At 45.3% G+C, this 15,694-nt stretch carries 18 protein-coding genes; 14 read left to right on the top strand and 4 right to left on the bottom strand.

Going from position 1 to position 15,694, the window contains the following annotated elements:
- Positions 1 to 13: 13 nt before the first annotated feature.
- Genes E5329_RS02270 through bilS form a run of 3 tightly spaced genes read left to right on the top strand, consistent with a single transcriptional unit; the run spans position 14 to position 2,096 of the window.
- Complete coding sequence (locus tag E5329_RS02270) at positions 14 to 853, top strand: DUF5685 family protein (protein WP_135987961.1); 840 nt, start codon at positions 14 to 16, stop codon at positions 851 to 853.
- Positions 846 to 1,568, top strand: a complete 723-nt coding sequence (locus E5329_RS02275) for a DnaJ domain-containing protein (protein ID WP_135987962.1) — start codon at positions 846 to 848, stop codon at positions 1,566 to 1,568. Before E5329_RS02270 ends, E5329_RS02275 begins: the two co-directional genes overlap by 8 nt.
- 12 nt (positions 1,569 to 1,580) lie before the next feature.
- A complete protein-coding gene (gene bilS / locus E5329_RS02280; protein WP_135987963.1) occupies positions 1,581 to 2,096 on the top strand; it encodes a flavodoxin family protein BilS in 516 nt (171 codons plus the stop codon).
- A gap of 195 nt (positions 2,097 to 2,291) precedes the next feature.
- Here bilS and E5329_RS02285 read toward each other — a convergent pair whose 3' ends face one another.
- Positions 2,292 to 2,639, bottom strand: a complete 348-nt coding sequence (locus E5329_RS02285) for a hypothetical protein (RefSeq protein WP_135987964.1) — start codon at positions 2,637 to 2,639, stop codon at positions 2,292 to 2,294.
- 137 nt (positions 2,640 to 2,776) lie between these two features.
- Between E5329_RS02285 and E5329_RS02290 the strand changes: the two genes are divergently transcribed.
- The 11 genes from E5329_RS02290 to E5329_RS02340 all read left to right on the top strand — a co-directional run bounded on the left by E5329_RS02290 (position 2,777) and on the right by E5329_RS02340 (position 12,882).
- A complete protein-coding gene (locus E5329_RS02290) occupies positions 2,777 to 2,953 on the top strand; it encodes an Arc family DNA-binding protein (protein WP_135987965.1) in 177 nt (58 codons plus the stop codon).
- 237 nt (positions 2,954 to 3,190) lie between these two features.
- Positions 3,191 to 5,584 (top strand): ABC transporter permease, encoded by a 2,394-nt coding sequence (locus tag E5329_RS02295; RefSeq protein WP_135987966.1) that lies wholly within the window; start codon positions 3,191 to 3,193, stop codon positions 5,582 to 5,584.
- Between the two features lie 75 nt (positions 5,585 to 5,659).
- Positions 5,660 to 6,418, top strand: a complete 759-nt coding sequence (locus E5329_RS02300) for an ABC transporter ATP-binding protein (protein WP_135987967.1) — start codon at positions 5,660 to 5,662, stop codon at positions 6,416 to 6,418.
- Between the two features lie 21 nt (positions 6,419 to 6,439).
- Positions 6,440 to 7,102 carry a response regulator transcription factor gene (locus E5329_RS02305; RefSeq protein WP_135987968.1) on the top strand — a complete coding sequence of 221 codons (663 nt, stop codon included), beginning with the start codon at positions 6,440 to 6,442 and terminating at the stop codon, positions 7,100 to 7,102.
- Positions 7,103 to 7,113: 11 nt separating this feature from the next.
- Entirely contained in the window at positions 7,114 to 8,424 is a 1,311-nt protein-coding gene (locus E5329_RS02310; protein WP_135987969.1) for a sensor histidine kinase, read from the top strand.
- Positions 8,425 to 8,613: 189 nt separating this feature from the next.
- Entirely contained in the window at positions 8,614 to 9,492 is an 879-nt protein-coding gene (pdxS, locus tag E5329_RS02315) for a pyridoxal 5'-phosphate synthase lyase subunit PdxS (RefSeq protein ID WP_135987970.1), read from the top strand.
- Between the two features lie 72 nt (positions 9,493 to 9,564).
- Positions 9,565 to 10,218: a pyridoxal 5'-phosphate synthase glutaminase subunit PdxT gene (gene pdxT / locus E5329_RS02320; RefSeq protein WP_135987971.1), complete on the top strand. Its 654-nt coding sequence runs from the start codon at positions 9,565 to 9,567 to the stop codon at positions 10,216 to 10,218.
- 263 nt (positions 10,219 to 10,481) lie between these two features.
- A complete protein-coding gene (locus tag E5329_RS02325) occupies positions 10,482 to 10,805 on the top strand; it encodes a PadR family transcriptional regulator (RefSeq protein WP_135987972.1) in 324 nt (107 codons plus the stop codon).
- On the top strand, positions 10,802 to 11,728 hold the full coding sequence (locus tag E5329_RS02330) for a DUF1700 domain-containing protein (protein ID WP_135987973.1): 927 nt from the start codon (positions 10,802 to 10,804) through the stop codon (positions 11,726 to 11,728). The genes E5329_RS02325 and E5329_RS02330 overlap by 4 nt, the downstream gene beginning before the upstream one ends.
- Positions 11,725 to 12,678, top strand: a complete 954-nt coding sequence (locus E5329_RS02335; protein WP_135987974.1) for a DUF4097 family beta strand repeat-containing protein — start codon at positions 11,725 to 11,727, stop codon at positions 12,676 to 12,678. The genes E5329_RS02330 and E5329_RS02335 overlap by 4 nt, the downstream gene beginning before the upstream one ends.
- A gap of 18 nt (positions 12,679 to 12,696) precedes the next feature.
- Entirely contained in the window at positions 12,697 to 12,882 is a 186-nt protein-coding gene (locus E5329_RS02340; protein WP_135987975.1) for a PspC domain-containing protein, read from the top strand.
- A 135-nt stretch (positions 12,883 to 13,017) separates the two neighbouring features.
- Here the strand turns inward: E5329_RS02340 and E5329_RS02345 are convergent, their stop codons facing one another.
- The 3 genes from E5329_RS02345 to E5329_RS02355 form a co-directional block, all read right to left on the bottom strand.
- Positions 13,018 to 13,419, bottom strand: coding sequence for a bacteriohemerythrin (locus E5329_RS02345; RefSeq protein WP_135987976.1), 402 nt, complete (start codon positions 13,417 to 13,419; stop codon positions 13,018 to 13,020).
- A 127-nt stretch (positions 13,420 to 13,546) separates the two neighbouring features.
- Positions 13,547 to 14,767, bottom strand: coding sequence for an ABC transporter permease (locus E5329_RS02350; protein WP_135987977.1), 1,221 nt, complete (start codon positions 14,765 to 14,767; stop codon positions 13,547 to 13,549).
- On the bottom strand, positions 14,764 to 15,657 hold the full coding sequence (locus E5329_RS02355) for an ABC transporter ATP-binding protein (protein ID WP_135987978.1): 894 nt from the start codon (positions 15,655 to 15,657) through the stop codon (positions 14,764 to 14,766). Before E5329_RS02355 ends, E5329_RS02350 begins: the two co-directional genes overlap by 4 nt.
- Between the last annotated feature and the right edge of the window lie 37 nt (positions 15,658 to 15,694).

Genomic DNA, 15,694 nt, shown 5'->3' on the forward strand with positions numbered 1-15,694 from the left:
CAGAGAGGATATTATGTTTGGATATATTATTGTAAATAAACCGGAAATGAAGTTTAAGGAATTTGATCTTTATCAGTCCTATTACTGCGGGCTTTGCAAGACGCTGAAGGATCGGTTCGGAAGAAGGGGGCAGATTACCTTAAGCTATGATATGACCTTTATGATTCTGCTGCTTACCAGCCTGTATGAACCGGGAACAGAGGTAAGCTGCCAGAAATGTATCGTTCATCCTTTCAGGAAGCATCCTGCAAGGGTCAATCGCTTTACGGAATACGGGGCGGATATGAATTTGCTCCTGTCCTATTATAAATGTCTGGATGACTGGGAGGATGAGCGTAAGGTTACAAAAAGGGCGCTTTCCCTTTTCCTGAAGAGAAAGTGCCAGAGCATTCAGGAATCTTATCCTGAGAAAGCGGCTCTCTTTCGGGAGAATCTGAAACAGCTTCGCGGACATGAGAGGGAAAACAGCAGGAATCTGGATGAGGCGTCAGGCTGCTTCGGCAGAATTATGGAAGAGGTTTTTGTCTGGCGCAAGGATGAGTGGGAGAGAGAGCTGCGGCGTCTGGGATTTTTTCTGGGAAAGTTTATCTATTTGATGGACGCTTACGAGGATGCAGAGAAAGATAGAAAAAACGGCAATTACAATCTTTTTCTGGAGGATTTTGAAAAAGAGGGATTTGAAGAGAAAGCAGAAATGATTCTGCGCATGATGATGGCGGAATGCTCAAAAGCCTTTGAGCGTCTTCCCATTGTAGAGAATACAGAGATTCTGAGAAATATTTTATATTCCGGCGTCTGGTGCCGGTACGAATATGTGAAGAAGAACAGGGAGAGGAAAGTAACAGATGTATGATCCATATGCGGTGCTTGGGCTGAACCGGAACGCTACAGAGGAAGAGATTAAGAAAGCCTATCGTTCCCTCAGCAGAAAATACCATCCCGACGCTAATGTGAACAATCCCAAGAAGGAACAGGCGGAAGAGAAGTTTAAAGAGATCCAGCAGGCGTATCAGCAGATTATGCGGGAAAAGGAGAGCGGCGCTTCCAGCGGTTACGGGCCGGGCGGTTATCATGGACAGAGCCAGGGAGGCTCTTCTGGAGATTACTGGGATTTCGGCGATTTTTTCGGCGGTTTCGGCGGTTTTCAGGAGCGTCAGAAAAGCAGGGCTTCTGGTCAGGATGAGGAGAGCGCTTACCAGCAGGCTGCCTCCAATTATATACGAAGCGGCCACTACAGAGAGGCATTGAATGTGTTAAACAGCATGAGCAGCCGGGACGCCCGCTGGCATTATCTGTATGCCATAGCCAATTCCGGCGCAGGCAATAATGTGGCGGCCTTGGAGGCGGCGCAGAAAGCCGTGTCTATGGAGCCTGGGAATATGGAGTATCAGCAGCTTTATACACAGCTTCAGAACGGGGGAAGCTGGTATGACGCCAGACGCCAGAGCTATGGGAGCCCTGCGGTCTTTGGCGGCGACTTTTGTATGAAGCTTTGTCTTGCAAATCTTGCATGCAATTTCTGCTGCGGGGGCGGCGGTCTTTGCTGCTGCGGAGCGCCCTATTGGTAAGGAGGACGGAATATGGAGTATATGGTGGTGTATTCCAGTATCACTGGCAATACGAAGAAAATTGCCACTGAGATTTTCAGTGCGCTTCCGGGGATGTCCAAGGATATGCAGAGCATGGCGGAATATAGGGGGAAGGATGCGGATATATTTTTTATCGGATTCTGGGTAGATCGGGGAACCTGTGATATTTCTGTGATTGATATGCTGTCGGAGCTTAAGGGAAAGAAAGTAGCGCTGTTCGGCACCTGCGGCCTGGGAAGAGGAGAAGATTATTTTAAGTCCATTGAACAGAAAGTAAAGGTGTGGATTCCTGACGACTGCCAATACCTGGGAACCTTTCTCTGCCAGGGAAAAATGCCCATGCAGGTGCGGGAAAATTATGAGATTCCCATGGAAGACCCGCAGCAGGAGGTATGGCGCAGGAAAATGCTTCGGAATTTTGATGAAGGGCTGTTTCATCCCAATGAGGAGGATTTGGTGCAGGCAAGAGAATTTGTAGAGCGGGTGCTGAATGGAAGCTGTTTATAAATTTTGTGCAGGATGAAAGAAAAAAGCGGAGTTTTGTCCCCTTCATATGAGGAAGTGGAGGGGACGAGGGTAATAACAAACAGCAGAAACTTTATACTGTCTGATTTCCAATCAGCTACACATAAAATGCCCAACAAAAAAGAACTAGCAACTATGCTGATTCTTCTTTGTTTCTTATTTATTAATCAATTTGCTTTATTCGCCATTGCCTAATCTGGTTTTTAAATCCTCTATACTGGAGAAGTCTGACCTTTCAAGGATAGCGGACAGATATTCGTTTGCTTCTTCCTCTGTAAAGCATTCTAAATCCTTCATGCTTAACACGCCAAGCGCAAGAGACATCAGTTCTGGGTTTTTCTTTGCCCACAGTTTTATAATCGTTTCATCCGCAACCACGGGGGTTACTATGACAATGAACCGTTCACTATCAACGGTTTTTACAAATATGGCGTCTGCTTCTTCATACAATGATATGTCTGAAAATATTGTATGATGCTCATTCATAATGTCCACAAGGAAATCTTTTAAATCGTTTTTGTGCATGATAATTCCTCCCCTCGCAATAACCAATATGTTCCTTTCTTAAATAAAACATAAAATATAGTATAAAAAATAATATATTTATAATATTTTATACTATCATATTTTATATTACAATAAAAAACAGAAGGTGATATAAAATGTTTAAATTAAAAAAAGAATATATAGAGTATGAGAACAAATCTTTGCGTTTGCCTAAAGATTTGATAGAAAAGGTTCAAGCACTGGCGGATGAAAATCAAATGTCATTTAATAAAGTTGTTATCCAATGTATTGAATACGCGTTAGAAAATACTGAAAAGAAAGAGAATAATTAAAAATAATCATAGAGTAAAGAAATAGTAAGGAACTATTCAAGGGATATTCCAAGAAATGCATTTTGGAACATCCCTTTTTCTATTCTGGGTTTGGCATAAGAATCCATACGATCCAGTATCCGATCGCCTTTCAATTGATCTCCAAAAAATGCGCCCGATTGCCACGTTGTTCCATTTAAGGATTTATTAATATTTTTAGTATTATAATATTGGCAGAACCAAGGAAAGGAGCATCCCATGTATTTTAGAATATTAAGAAAAGATTTAAAACGAAAGAAATCCATCCATTTGATTCTGCTGGCGTTTATTTTTTTATCCACCATGTTTATCGCAGGAAGCTTGAATAACTTTGCGGTAATTTTAAACGGAGTGGAAAACTTTATGGATCAGTCAGGGCTTGGCGATTTCCTGATTGTAACCTTAGGGGGCAGCAAGGAGGAGCTTTCAGAAAATGACAAGGATATTGAAGAATTTTTAAAGGATCAAGAGCAGGAAATTAATTATACGGTAGACGATCAACTATTTTTTACAGAAAATCAGTTGAAAACAGAGGACGGGGAGAAAGTAGTTCTGGGCGGAACTTCAATTTTGAATTCCTTTGACATCCGGCAGCAGAAGTTTTATGATAAGGAAAATCGGGAAATTACTCATATGGAAGATGGAATGATTTATGTAAGCCAGAAGCTGGCAGATAAGAATTATCTGACAGCGGGAGATAAGCTGAGGATTCAGTGTGAGAATGGATACGAAAAGGAATTTGAAGTGGCGGGAGAATTGAAGGATGCGTTTCTGGGCTCCGATCAGATGGGCGTCAAGCGGTGCGTGTTAAGCAGCGGCGATTTTGAGGAATTGTTAATGGAAAGCGGTCTTCCTTATGGAAGGATGTATTCTGTGGTCTGCAAAGACGCTGAAGCGTTCCAGACAGCGTACAGCAACTGCGATTTCAGTGAGTTGTTCAGCGGCAGCAGAGATTTGGTGAAAACCACTTATGTAATGGAAATGGTGATTGCGGCGGTCATTTTGCTGGTTAGTATCTGTTTGATTGCCATATCTGTCATTATGCTTCGGTTTACCATAGTGTTTACCATCAATGAAGATTTCAAAGAGATTGGCATTATGAAAGCAATCGGCATCCAGGACAGCTCCATCCGCAAGCTCTATATCGCAAAATATTTTGTGTTGGCGCTGGCGGGCGCTATGGGAGGATTTGCAGCCAGCATCCCCTTTAGCAAGGGCTTGCTGCTTCAGGTAACAGAAAAAATTGTAATGGAAGAGGGCGGCGGAAATGTTTTGTTTCATCTGCTGGTCAGTGTTCTAATTGTAGGGGTGATCGTGGCGTTTGGCTATTGGAGCACTGGAAAAATCAGGAAATTCAGTCCCATGGACGCCATTCGCAGCGGAAATAACGGAGAACGGTTCCGGAAAAAGGGGATTTTACAATTGAAGGGTTCTCGTAGAAAGGCCACAACGTTTTTGGCCTGCAATGATGTGATCAGCGAGCTTAGAAAATATATGGTATTGCTTGTCACCAGCATGATTGGAGTGTGGCTGGTAGTAATGCCTGTAAATACAATTAACACCCTTAGCTCTGAAAAGATTGGGGCCTGGTTCGGTTTGACAGAGTGCGATTTTTTCCTGGTGGATGAAGAAAAAGTGGCAAAGCTGATTGCCCAGGGGACGAAGCAGGGCTGGTATGATTATCTGGAAGAGTCCAAAGAACGGCTGCAAAAGGATGGAATCGAGGTGGAAAGAGCCTCTACAGAGGTTTATTTTAAGCTTCGGGTGAGAAAAGGGGAGAAGTTCTATAAATCCTTTGCGATACAGGGATTGGGAACTTCTGCGGATCAGTATTTTTATGACGAGGGCCAACCGCCCATTTACGATAATGAGATTGCAATGACCCATATTGTAGCGGAAAAAATTGGAGCCGGACTGGGAGACACCGTTTACATTACCAGCGGCGGCGAGGAAAAACCTTATCTGCTCACAGCTCTCTATCAGTCCATGAACAATATGGGAGAAGGAATCCGTTTTGTGGAACAGGCAGAACTGGATTACAGTGAAGGAACAGGAGGCTTTGGAACGCAGATTATGCTGAAGCGGGAAGCAGACAGGGAGCAGCTTTCCGATGTGATAAAGAGGGCGGAAAAATTATTTCCAAGGGTCCAGGTGAAGACCACGAAAGAATTTATCAGCAATATGATTGGAGATATTGCAGGAAGGATTGAACCACTGAAGCTGTTGATTCTGGCAGTGGTAATTGCCATCAACGTTTTTGTGGTAGTGCTGATGCAAAAAATGTTTCTGATTCGAGAACGGGGAGAAATTGGGATGCTGAAATCCATTGGATTTTCCAACGGCGCATTGATTGGATGGCAGATCAAGCGGATTATGCTGGTGCTGTTTTTGGGAATTGTGCTGGGAACTCTCACCGGTGCGCCTTTTTCTGAAATAACATCAGGACGGGTATTTCAGATGATGGGAGCGGAGAAAATTGAATTTGTCATCAATCCTCTGGAAATTTATGCAGTGTATCCTGCCTCGCTTTTTTGCATTACGGTGCTGGCGTGTGCCATTACCATGCGAAGGGTAAAAACCGTATCCGTGCAGGAAATGAATCATATTGTATAAATAGTTCGGGCAGAAAATCAATGGACTGGCAGGATGGATACCATGCAGTAAAAACGATAGAACAGGAGAGCGGAAATGAAAGAAGCATTGTATGTAAAAGATTTGTGTAAGACCTACGTGATAAATAAAAGGCAGAATAATGTATTGAAAAATGTAAATTTAACGATTTATCAGGGAGAGATGGTAGCGGTGATGGGACCCTCGGGTTCCGGAAAATCTACCCTTTTGTACAGTGTATCCGGCATGGACCGGCCCACGGCAGGCGAGGTGCTGCTGGCTGGAAAGCGGATTACCGATTTGAAAGAAAAGGATTTGGCACAGGTACGCCTGACGAGCATGGGATTTATTTTCCAGCAGATGCATATGCTGAAAAATCTTTCCATTATGGATAATATTCTGCTTCCAGCCTATCAGGCTGGGGGAGGCCGCAGCAGACAGGAAATTAATGAATTCTGCATGGCGCTGATGCGGAAGTTGGGAATCAGCGATGTGGCGCAAAATGATATTACCGAGGTTTCCGGCGGGCAGCTTCAGCGGGCCTGCATCTGCCGGAGCCTGATTAATCAGCCTGGGATTCTCTTCGCAGATGAGCCTACCGGAGCCCTGAATCGGAGTGCATCAGAGGATGTGATGGAGGAATTAAATAAGCTGAACCAGGAAGGCGTCACTATGATGCTGGTGACCCATGACATGAAAGTAGCTGCAAAATGCAGCAGAGTGCTGTATATTGTAGATGGAAATATTAAGGGAGAACTGGAAATGGAAGACGGGGACGGCCAGGAGAAATTCCGGGAGCGGAAGCTGAATCACTGGTTGATTGAGATGGGCTGGTAACAAGAGGGACGGCGGTGAAACATGGCGGATATTATTGTAGTGGAAGATCATGAAGAACTGGGAGAATTGCTTTCGGATTTCCTGCAGGCAGAGGGGTATGATGTGTACCTGGCCGGGTCCGGGGAAGAGGGCCTGGAAATCTATGAGGCAGAAGGAGCAAAACTAATCATTCTGGATGTGATGCTTCCAGGACTGGACGGGTTCGGCGTATGCAGCAAAATTCGTCAGCAAGGCAACACGCCCATTATTATTGTAAGCGCAAAGGGTGGGAAAGAAGACAAGCTGAACGGACTTTTGCAGGGGGCGGATGATTATATTGAGAAGCCTTATGATATTGACATTCTGATGGCAAAGGTTAAAGGGATTTTTCAGAGAAGATATTCTGCAGATGAAATTACAGAGGGAAATCTGCGGCTGGATAAGGTGGGAAGGCACATCTATCAGGATGGAAAAGAAGTTTCTATGACAGCCAGAGAATTTGACCTGCTGCTGTATCTGATGGAAAATAAGGGAAAAGCCATACCAAAAGAGGAACTATTCTGCAAAATTTGGGGATGTGACAGTGAAAGCGAGATTCAGACCTTGACGGTGCATATCCGGTGGCTGCGGGAAAAGCTGGAGCAAAATCCCCAAAAGCCCCAGCGGATTCTGACTGTCTGGGGAATCGGATACCGGTTTGGGTAAGGAGATGCTGCATGAAGAAAATAAATCAATTGCTGCTGGCCGTCCTTTTGGGCGGCCTTGGGGTCTTGTGTTTTGTAAACCTGCTGCTGTCCCAGACAGAACTTTCAGGAAATGACAGAGAATACCGGATTAGCCTCAACCGGCTGGAACAGTCCGTTGAGGATTTTGAGAAAGAAACGGGGCGGGCGGCGGAAAGTCTGGAAGAGCTTGCTGCGTTTGCCAAAGCGGAGAATTATCCTTTTGTAACGGGATTATCCGTACTGGCCCGGGAATCGGAAGAAGGCCAGGAATCAGAAGCATTCTGGAGGAATGGAGAATCGGAATATGCGGTAATTGCTGCCAGGCTGGCATATTATAAAGTATACTATGTTTCCGGAAAAATTTCTGATGGTTCGGTGCGGGTTCTGGTGAATAGCCTGGCAGTTTTTTTTCTTCTTCTGACTCTGTCTGTCCTGTGGTATGTGAGGCAGAAAATACTGCTGCCCTTTACCAGACTGATCCGGCTTCCCTATGAACTTTCCAAGGGGAATCTCACCATTCCCCTGGAAGAGAATAAGGATCGTTTTTTTGGAAAATTTATGTGGGGCATGGATCTGCTGCGGGAGAGCTTAGAGGAAAACAAGGCCAGGGAGTTAGAACTTCTGAAGGAGAAAAAGGTTCTTCTTTTGTCACTCTCCCATGACATTAAAACTCCCTTAAGCGCTATTCACCTGTATGCCCAGGCCCTGTACAAAAATCTCTATCAGGAAGAATCGAAAAAGCAGGAGGTTGCAGAGAAAATTAAAGAAAAAGCAGATGAAATTGAATCCTGCATCGGCGAAATCGTAAAGGCTTCCAATGAAGATTTTCTGAGTTTTCAGGTGGAAAACAGGGAAATTTATGTGAAAGCGGTATTAGAACAGATTCGTCTCTATTATGAAGAGAAAATGGCGCTTTATCAGTTGGAATTTAAGATGGAGTCATATTCCAACTGTCTGGTCTGGGGAGATGGGGATCGGATGACGGAGGTTATGCAGAATGTGATAGAAAACGCCATTAAGTACGGCGACGGCAGGAAAATCGGGATAAGTGCCTGGCGGGAAGAGGAAGAATATGTGATTACTGTCCAAAATACCGGTTGCAGCCTTGCAGAAAAAGAACTGCCCCATATATTTGACAGCTTTTTCAGGGGCAGCAATGTGGGTAAAAATCCCGGAAGCGGACTGGGTTTGTATATCTGCCGTCAGCTGATGCACCTTATGGAAGGGGAAATTACTGCCGGAATCCGAGAGAAGGACGGAGAACCCTGGATGGAGATCTGTCTGACGCTGCATCTGGCATGAGCCGGGAATATGCTGAACTGCATCTGGCATAAGCCGGGAATATGCTGAACTGCATCTGGCATGAGCCGGGAATATGCTGAACTGCATCTGGCATGAAACTGGCCATATCAATTTTCGCATCAATGGCTATTTTCAATAAGGCCAAAAAGCGATACACTGATGCTCATGAAAAATAAGGAGGAAGCATTTATGAGTACAGACAGCAGATGGGAAATCAATAAGGAATTGGCACAGATGTTAAAGGGCGGCGTTATTATGGATGTGACGACGCCGGAACAGGCAAAAATTGCAGAGGCGGCAGGAGCCTGCGCCGTAATGGCATTGGAACGGATACCGGCAGATATCCGGGCGGCAGGCGGTGTGTCCAGAATGAGCGACCCAAAGATGATAAAAGGCATTCAGCAGGCCGTGTCTATCCCGGTAATGGCGAAATGCAGAATCGGCCATTTTGCAGAGGCGCAGGTGCTGGAGGCCATTGAAATAGATTATATTGATGAAAGCGAAGTGCTTTCTCCAGCGGATGATGTGTACCATATTGATAAAACCCAGTTTCAGGTTCCCTTTGTGTGCGGAGCCAAAGATCTGGGGGAAGCTTTAAGGAGAATCAGCGAGGGAGCTTCCATGATTCGGACAAAGGGAGAGCCGGGAACAGGAGATGTGGTGCAGGCGGTGCGCCATATGCGCAAAATGAACAGTGAAATGGCAAAACTGACTTCCATGCGGGAGGACGAATTGTTTCAGGCGGCAAAGGAGCTGATGGCGCCTTATGAACTGGTAAAATATGTTTATGAGAATGGAAAGCTTCCGGTGGTGAATTTTGCAGCAGGAGGAGTTGCCACTCCGGCAGACGCGGCTCTTATGATGCAGCTTGGAGCAGAAGGGGTATTTGTAGGTTCCGGTATTTTCAAATCAGGAAATCCTGCAAAACGGGCAAACGCCATTGTAAAGGCAGTTACCAATTACACGGACGCCAAAATGATTGCTGAACTGTCAGAGGATTTAGGAGAAGCAATGGTAGGCATTAATGAGCAGGAAATTGAACTTCTGATGGCAGAAAGAGGAAAGTAGAAAGAAGATTTATGCAGGATGTATGGAGCACACAGAGCATACTTCTGCAGGAGAAAGAAGGAGGCGGGACGGATGAGAATTGGCGTGCTGGCCCTGCAGGGGGCGTTTATCGAGCATGAACAGATCCTTAAGGAGTTGGGGGCAGAGTGTGCAGAATTGAGAAAAAGCAGTGATTTGGATAAAGAAGTGGACGGGATCGTGCTTCCGGGCGGAGAAAGCACAGTTCAGCGAAAATTGCTGGAGGAGCTTGGCATGCTGGAAACGATAAAAAAGAAAATTCAGCAGGGACTGCCTGTTTTGGCAACCTGTGCCGGACTGATTCTTCTGGCGGAATCTGTGTCTGGCCAAAGGGAGGCGAGAAAAACTGCCCTGATAGAGCCCAGGTCTTTAAGAGGCCAGGCCTGCTTTGCCACTTTGCCGGTTACTGTCAGAAGAAATGCTTACGGCAGGCAGCTGGGCAGTTTTTCTTCTTCGGCAAATATCCGAGGGCTTCGGGAAGAAGAGAGGCCCTTTCCGTTAGAATTTATTCGTGCGCCGTATATTGAATCTGTTTGCGGAGGAGAAGAAGTAGAACCCATTGCAGTGATTGAAAAGCTGCCGGATGGGAGCCGCGGGAAAAATATCGTCGGCGTTCGGTATCAAAATCAAATAGGACTGGCATTCCATCCTGAACTTGTGGGAGATACGAGATGCCATGAAATGTTCCTGTCTATGTGTCATGCATAGACAGGAACATTTTTTTACATTAAGAAACTTCTTTCTAATTCATTGTTGACAAATAATATTATATGCTGTATAGTATTGAATATCAAATAGTAATATTTAGAAAATAGTAATATTTATGGAATAGTAATATTTAAAGAATAGTAATATATTCTAAATAATACTTCAGGAGAGGCCAATGGGCTGCAGCAGGAAGGACGCCTGCCAGACGCCGGCTTATGGCCTGGCCATATCAGGAACTATAATGAAAAGTAAGGAGTGATGGCATGGTATTTAACACAGGTGCAGCTCTTTTAGATGCAATCGTTCTTGCGGTTGTGTGCAAGGAAGAGGAGGGCACATATGGTTATAAGATCACCCAGGATGTACGGCAGGCCATAGACGTATCGGAATCTACCCTGTATCCGGTGCTTCGGCGGCTGCAGAAGGATGACTGTCTGGAAGTCTATGATGTGGAATGCGGAGGAAGAAACCGCAGGTATTACAAGATTACGGAGAAAGGAACGGCACAGCTGAAGCTGTACCGTACAGAATGGGTAAATTATTCTTCTAAAATTACAATGTTATTTTCGGGAGGAGAGACGGCATGAGCAAAGATGAATTTATGAGACAGTTGGAACAGCTGTTAGATGATGTGGCAGAAGAGGAAAAAAGGGAGGCGCTGTCTTATTATCAAAGTTACTTTGAGGACGCAGGCGCGGAAAATGAAGAACGGATTCTGACGGAATTAGAGTCGCCTAAAAAGGTTGCCGCCACCATTAAAGCAGATTTAGGAATGGAAACAGACGCCGGAGCCGTGAAGGCAGGTTTAGGGATGGAAACAGACGCTGGAATATTTACCGAACATGGATTTGAAGACAGAAGATTTGAACAGAAGCATCCGATATCCATCCGGAAAGATGCCAACGGACAGCAATCCCAGGAACAGTCCGGCCCGGAGAACAGCAAGGGAGCTGCTTATGATTACCAGAAAAGTTCCGGTTATGACCATCCGGAAGATTCCGGCTATGACTATCAGAAAAGTTCCGGCTATGACTATCAGAAAAGTTCCGGTTATGACCATCCGGAAGGTTCTGGCTATGATTATCAGAAAAGTTCCGGCTATGGGAATTCTTTTTCCAACAGCGGAGACGGGCATTCTACTTACAGCGGAAGATCGGGAATGGAAGTGCTGCTGATAATCGTAATTGCTGTTGTAACAAGTCCTATCTGGCTGGGAGCGGTAGCTGGGATTGGAGGAGCTGTTTTGGGTCTCGCCATTTCTGTGGTATGCGTGACAGGAGCCTTTTATATTACCGGAGGAGTGCTTTTTGGCATAGGAATCGGTCAGCTGATAACCGGCAGTCTGGCTGTTGGATTTGCATTGGCGGGCGTGGGGCTGCTGCTGCTGGCTCTGGCGGTGCTGGCAACTATTCTATGTGTATGGGTCTGCGGAAAACTGGTGCCCTGGCTGTGTGAAATCGTTCGAAGGCTGTGGAGAAGTATATTTTCCGGAAAGGAGCAGAGAGTATGAAAAATTTTACAAAGGCAGCATTAATTATTACATTGATTCTGGTGATATTGGGCAGTATATTCTGTGCAGTGGGATTGGGAATTGGGTTCCAGTTTTCTGATTTTTGGGATGATGTGGAAGCAGGTGAATTTTCTATCGGCCCTTTTAAGCATATTCCTTTTATCTATGGGCGCAATGATTGGGGAGATGATGGGAAAGTAAACTGGGAAAGCCAGGATTCTGAATCTTTTCAGTTCGCCTGGGAAGAGATTCGGGAATTGGAGATGGATTTGAATTACGGCGGAATTACCATTGAAAAGAGTGAAAAAGACAGCCAAAATATTTATATTGATGTGGAATACCGGAAAAAGAACCACAAGCGGCAGGTAAAGGCCTACATGAGCGGAGGCGCTCTTTGCATTGAAGAAGAGGGAGCCAGCCGTGTCCGGAATGATGACAGCGCCAGAATTATACTGCAGATTCCGGAGGAAGTCATGGAGAATATGTGGCTGGATTCCATAGAAATGGAACAGGATGCAGGATATATTGATGTAAATATGCCCTTGACAGCAAAGAATATTAGTATTACTGTAGACGCAGGGGTATGCAGCGTCAATGAGAAACTTACAGCCTCAGGGGAATTGACAGCAGATGTAGGAGCAGGGCAGATTACTTTATCAGAAATTGAGGCAAAAAGCCTGGATTTAAGCGCAGGAATCGGCCAGCTGCTTGTTGAGCGTATGGAAGCGGAGGCCGTAGACATTGAATGCGGAGTCGGGCAGATTCAGGTAACCGCCGCAGGAAAAGAAACAGATTACAGTTATACGATTGAATGTGCAGTTGGCAACGTAAGTATTGGGGATCATGATTACAGCGGACTGGGTAGGGGACGTACAATCGAAAATGGCGGAAGCAGGGAAATGGATATTGAGTGCAACGTAGGAGACATACATGTCACTTTTACAGAATAATAGAAAGAAGGAATGAATATGGAACCGAAAAGATTATTTAAATCAAGAACCAACCGGGTGATTTGCGGCATATGCGGAGGCGTGGGAGAATATTTTAACATTGACCCGACCATTATCCGTCTGCTGTTTGTGCTGCTGGGATGCACGACCACAGGTATCTTTGTTTATTTGGTGGCGGCAGTGATTATGCCAGAAGAGATGTAACTAAGATCAAAGGGCAGCAGTTTTTATGATAGTAAGAAAAGAGCCGGGACATACCAATCGTGGTATCGTCCCGGTTCCTTATGTAGTGCGCCCGGCGCTGTGAGAGGAGAGGAATTCCTTATGCCTTCCTGTGATTTATTTCTTTACATACAGCATATCCACCTTAAGAATATGGTTAATCAGCCAGGACGTCAGAAATCCCAGAAGTTCCTCTACTACTTCATTCTGGCCGTTATAGTCATCGCTCAGGGAGTCCAGATCAAATTCCATCAGCTTATCCTCGAACTTGCGGTGCTGGATCATATGGGCGTCAATGTCAGGATAACTGATACTTCTCTGGTATTCTTCCTCATGGGAAAAATGCGTCCGGGTGTAATTGATTAATTCAGAAAGCAGGTGAATCAGATTGTCTGTTTTGTCTATAATCAAATCATCACAAAGTAAATCCCTGGTTTCCTGTACTAATTCAAACAATCGGGTGTGCTCCTTGTCAATGGCTTCTATTCCAGTGTAGTATTCCGGTTTCATTTCGTACATAATCTCTTCTCCTTTATTTGTTTTGTAAAGCAGTATGGAAAATACTGCTATCATTTTACTGCTGTTTCAGGAAAGAATCAAGATAGAGATTTTAGAAAATGTAAAAAATTTGCGAAATTATTTTTATCTATTTGATTTCAGTTCTTTTATAAATCGCATACAGCGCCGGAGGAAGGAGCACGCAGACAATCAGGTAGAACGTCAGCAGTACCGGGACAGAATTATGGATGGTTCCGCCGATTTCACACAGCACAAAATACCGCAGGTGAATATAGATTTCCAACAGCTGATCCGGGAAAAAGGAGCACAGCCCGGGCAGTGTGATAATTCTGCTTAAGAATGGAAACAGGCACAGCAGAATAAACGGCACGATAATGGCCAGGACGGTGGAGTGGGTTTTGGCGGAAACAATCATAGCCGCCAGGGAAGAAAACAGCGTTCCGATATATCCTCCTGCCAGGATCAGAAGGTAAGCCTGCAGGAACGTAATGTTGTAAGAGCTTCTCCACATATCAAACTGGATGGGGCAGCTGCTTCCGTCTGTGCCCAACAGCAGCAGGACGATGAAGGTATACAGGAAAGCAAATATAGCATACAGCGCCGTAGCCACCAGAAAAGCGGCTTCCATTTTAGCAAGAATGGCCTTGTTCCGTCCCAGCCTGCAGGAAAAAAAGATAGAATCTGCTTTCAGCTGAAATTCGTCGGAAAAGACGCCGGAGACGAAAAATCCGATGGCAAGGGCTAAAACCAGCAGGAATGTGGAAATATTTTGCAGCAGGGCTTCCCAGTTGTTTTCGTATTCATAATAGAATGGGGTATCAAGTTTTTGGTATTGTGTGATCAAGAAATCCTTTTCTGCATCTGTGAAGAATTCTTCTCCAGAGGCCAGCCATTCTTCTAAGGATGCGATCCTCTGTTGGTACAATCCTTTCACTTCCTCGGCCGTTACGCTGTCTGCACGGTAACCGTCGTAATCGTTCAGTTTGGAGAATGCACTGCTGATCAGCTGGGTAATGGCAGAGATACTCTGCTTTTTAGCATATGCCTTATCCTGTTCTCTGTAATCATCGGACAATGCCTCCGGACTGCTGTTAATCTCGTTGTTTTTCTGAATGACTTTTGACAGTGTCTCTTCGGTAAGAGGGCCGGCCCATTGGTTTTTGGCGTCACGGATTTTTTGGGCGGCGGCGATGCCGGTGGAAACCTTTTTTTGCCCATTGATATATTCAATGTATTCGATATTGTTAATGGTAAGGATGCAGACAATTACAAGGGCTGCTGTAAGGACAATCAGTGCCATTTTATTCATGGATTTGGAAAATATTTTTTTAATTTCAAAACGTATCATAATGATTCACCAGCCTTTTCTTTCCCGGGTTGTTCCCCGAAATAATATAAAAATACATCCTCTAAGGAAGGTTCTGCGGACACGGCGTCCGGGTAGGGTCTTTCTGGGGAGATTATGCGAAGCAGCGCGCCCTGGGGTTCTGATTTCATATTGGAAACTTTGTACCGTCTCATAGCTTCTGGAATCTGGGTATGGTCCACCCTGCAATGCCAGACTTTTTCCGGCATGGAGTCTATGACCTGTTGGGCGGTGCCTTCCTGAACTAGAGTGCCGTCCTTCATCAGCCAGATTTTATTGGCGATATATTCGATGTCTGAGACGATATGAGTGGACAGCAGAACCAGACGTTCTTCTGACAGTTCGCTGATTAAGTTCCGGAACCGTATCCGTTCGTTGGGATCAAGACCTGCGGTAGGTTCGTCCAGCACCAGGATTTTGGGATTGTTCAGCATGGCCTGAGCGATTCCGGCCCGGCGTTTCATACCTCCGGAGAGCTTTTTCATTTTCTTGCCTGCGGCTTTGGAAAGGCCCACCTGGGGAATCAGTTCCCGGACTTTTTTACGGGCGGGAGCCGGGCGGATTCCCTTGATGGCTGCAATGTAGAGAAGATAGTCCTGTACGGTAAACTCCGGGTAAAAGCCAAAATCCTGAGGCAGATAGCCTAGAAGCTTCCGGTATTCTCCGTCCATTTTAAAAATGTCTTTTCCATTGCAGGAAATGCTGCCGCTGGTGGGACGCAAAAGGGTGCACAGCATCCGCATTAATGTGGTTTTTCCTGCGCCGTTAACGCCTAACAGTCCGTAAACGCCGTTTGTCATTGTCAGGTTCATATGGTCTACGGCTGTAAAGCTGCCGAAGCTTTTGGTTAAATCAATCAGTTCCAGTTCCATAAAATTCCTCCGTTCTGTTGTTTGTGCTGTTGTTTTT

Origin of the sequence: Petralouisia muris (assembly GCF_004793545.1) — a bacterium.
In the GTDB taxonomy this organism is placed as follows: domain Bacteria; phylum Bacillota; class Clostridia; order Lachnospirales; family Lachnospiraceae; genus Petralouisia; species Petralouisia muris.

Excerpts from the sequence above, each read along its gene's own strand:
- E5329_RS02325 (WP_135987972.1), top strand. The coding sequence starts at position 10,482 with ATGGTATTTAACACAGGTGCAGCTCTTTTAGATGCAATCGTTCTTGCG.
- E5329_RS02270 (WP_135987961.1), top strand. The coding sequence starts at position 14 with ATGTTTGGATATATTATTGTAAATAAACCGGAAATGAAGTTTAAGGAA.
- E5329_RS02340 (WP_135987975.1), top strand. The coding sequence starts at position 12,697 with ATGGAACCGAAAAGATTATTTAAATCAAGAACCAACCGGGTGATTTGC.
- pdxT (WP_135987971.1), top strand. The coding sequence starts at position 9,565 with ATGAGAATTGGCGTGCTGGCCCTGCAGGGGGCGTTTATCGAGCATGAA.
- E5329_RS02275 (WP_135987962.1), top strand. The coding sequence starts at position 846 with ATGTATGATCCATATGCGGTGCTTGGGCTGAACCGGAACGCTACAGAG.
- E5329_RS02350 (WP_135987977.1), bottom strand. The coding sequence starts at position 14,767 with ATGATACGTTTTGAAATTAAAAAAATATTTTCCAAATCCATGAATAAA.
- E5329_RS02295 (WP_135987966.1), top strand. The coding sequence starts at position 3,191 with ATGTATTTTAGAATATTAAGAAAAGATTTAAAACGAAAGAAATCCATC.
- E5329_RS02300 (WP_135987967.1), top strand. The coding sequence starts at position 5,660 with ATGAAAGAAGCATTGTATGTAAAAGATTTGTGTAAGACCTACGTGATA.
- bilS (WP_135987963.1), top strand. The coding sequence starts at position 1,581 with ATGGAGTATATGGTGGTGTATTCCAGTATCACTGGCAATACGAAGAAA.
- E5329_RS02305 (WP_135987968.1), top strand. The coding sequence starts at position 6,440 with ATGGCGGATATTATTGTAGTGGAAGATCATGAAGAACTGGGAGAATTG.
- E5329_RS02290 (WP_135987965.1), top strand. The coding sequence starts at position 2,777 with ATGTTTAAATTAAAAAAAGAATATATAGAGTATGAGAACAAATCTTTG.
- pdxS (WP_135987970.1), top strand. The coding sequence starts at position 8,614 with ATGAGTACAGACAGCAGATGGGAAATCAATAAGGAATTGGCACAGATG.
- E5329_RS02330 (WP_135987973.1), top strand. The coding sequence starts at position 10,802 with ATGAGCAAAGATGAATTTATGAGACAGTTGGAACAGCTGTTAGATGAT.
- E5329_RS02345 (WP_135987976.1), bottom strand. The coding sequence starts at position 13,419 with ATGTACGAAATGAAACCGGAATACTACACTGGAATAGAAGCCATTGAC.
- E5329_RS02355 (WP_135987978.1), bottom strand. The coding sequence starts at position 15,657 with ATGGAACTGGAACTGATTGATTTAACCAAAAGCTTCGGCAGCTTTACA.
- E5329_RS02285 (WP_135987964.1), bottom strand. The coding sequence starts at position 2,639 with ATGCACAAAAACGATTTAAAAGATTTCCTTGTGGACATTATGAATGAG.
- E5329_RS02310 (WP_135987969.1), top strand. The coding sequence starts at position 7,114 with ATGAAGAAAATAAATCAATTGCTGCTGGCCGTCCTTTTGGGCGGCCTT.
- E5329_RS02335 (WP_135987974.1), top strand. The coding sequence starts at position 11,725 with ATGAAAAATTTTACAAAGGCAGCATTAATTATTACATTGATTCTGGTG.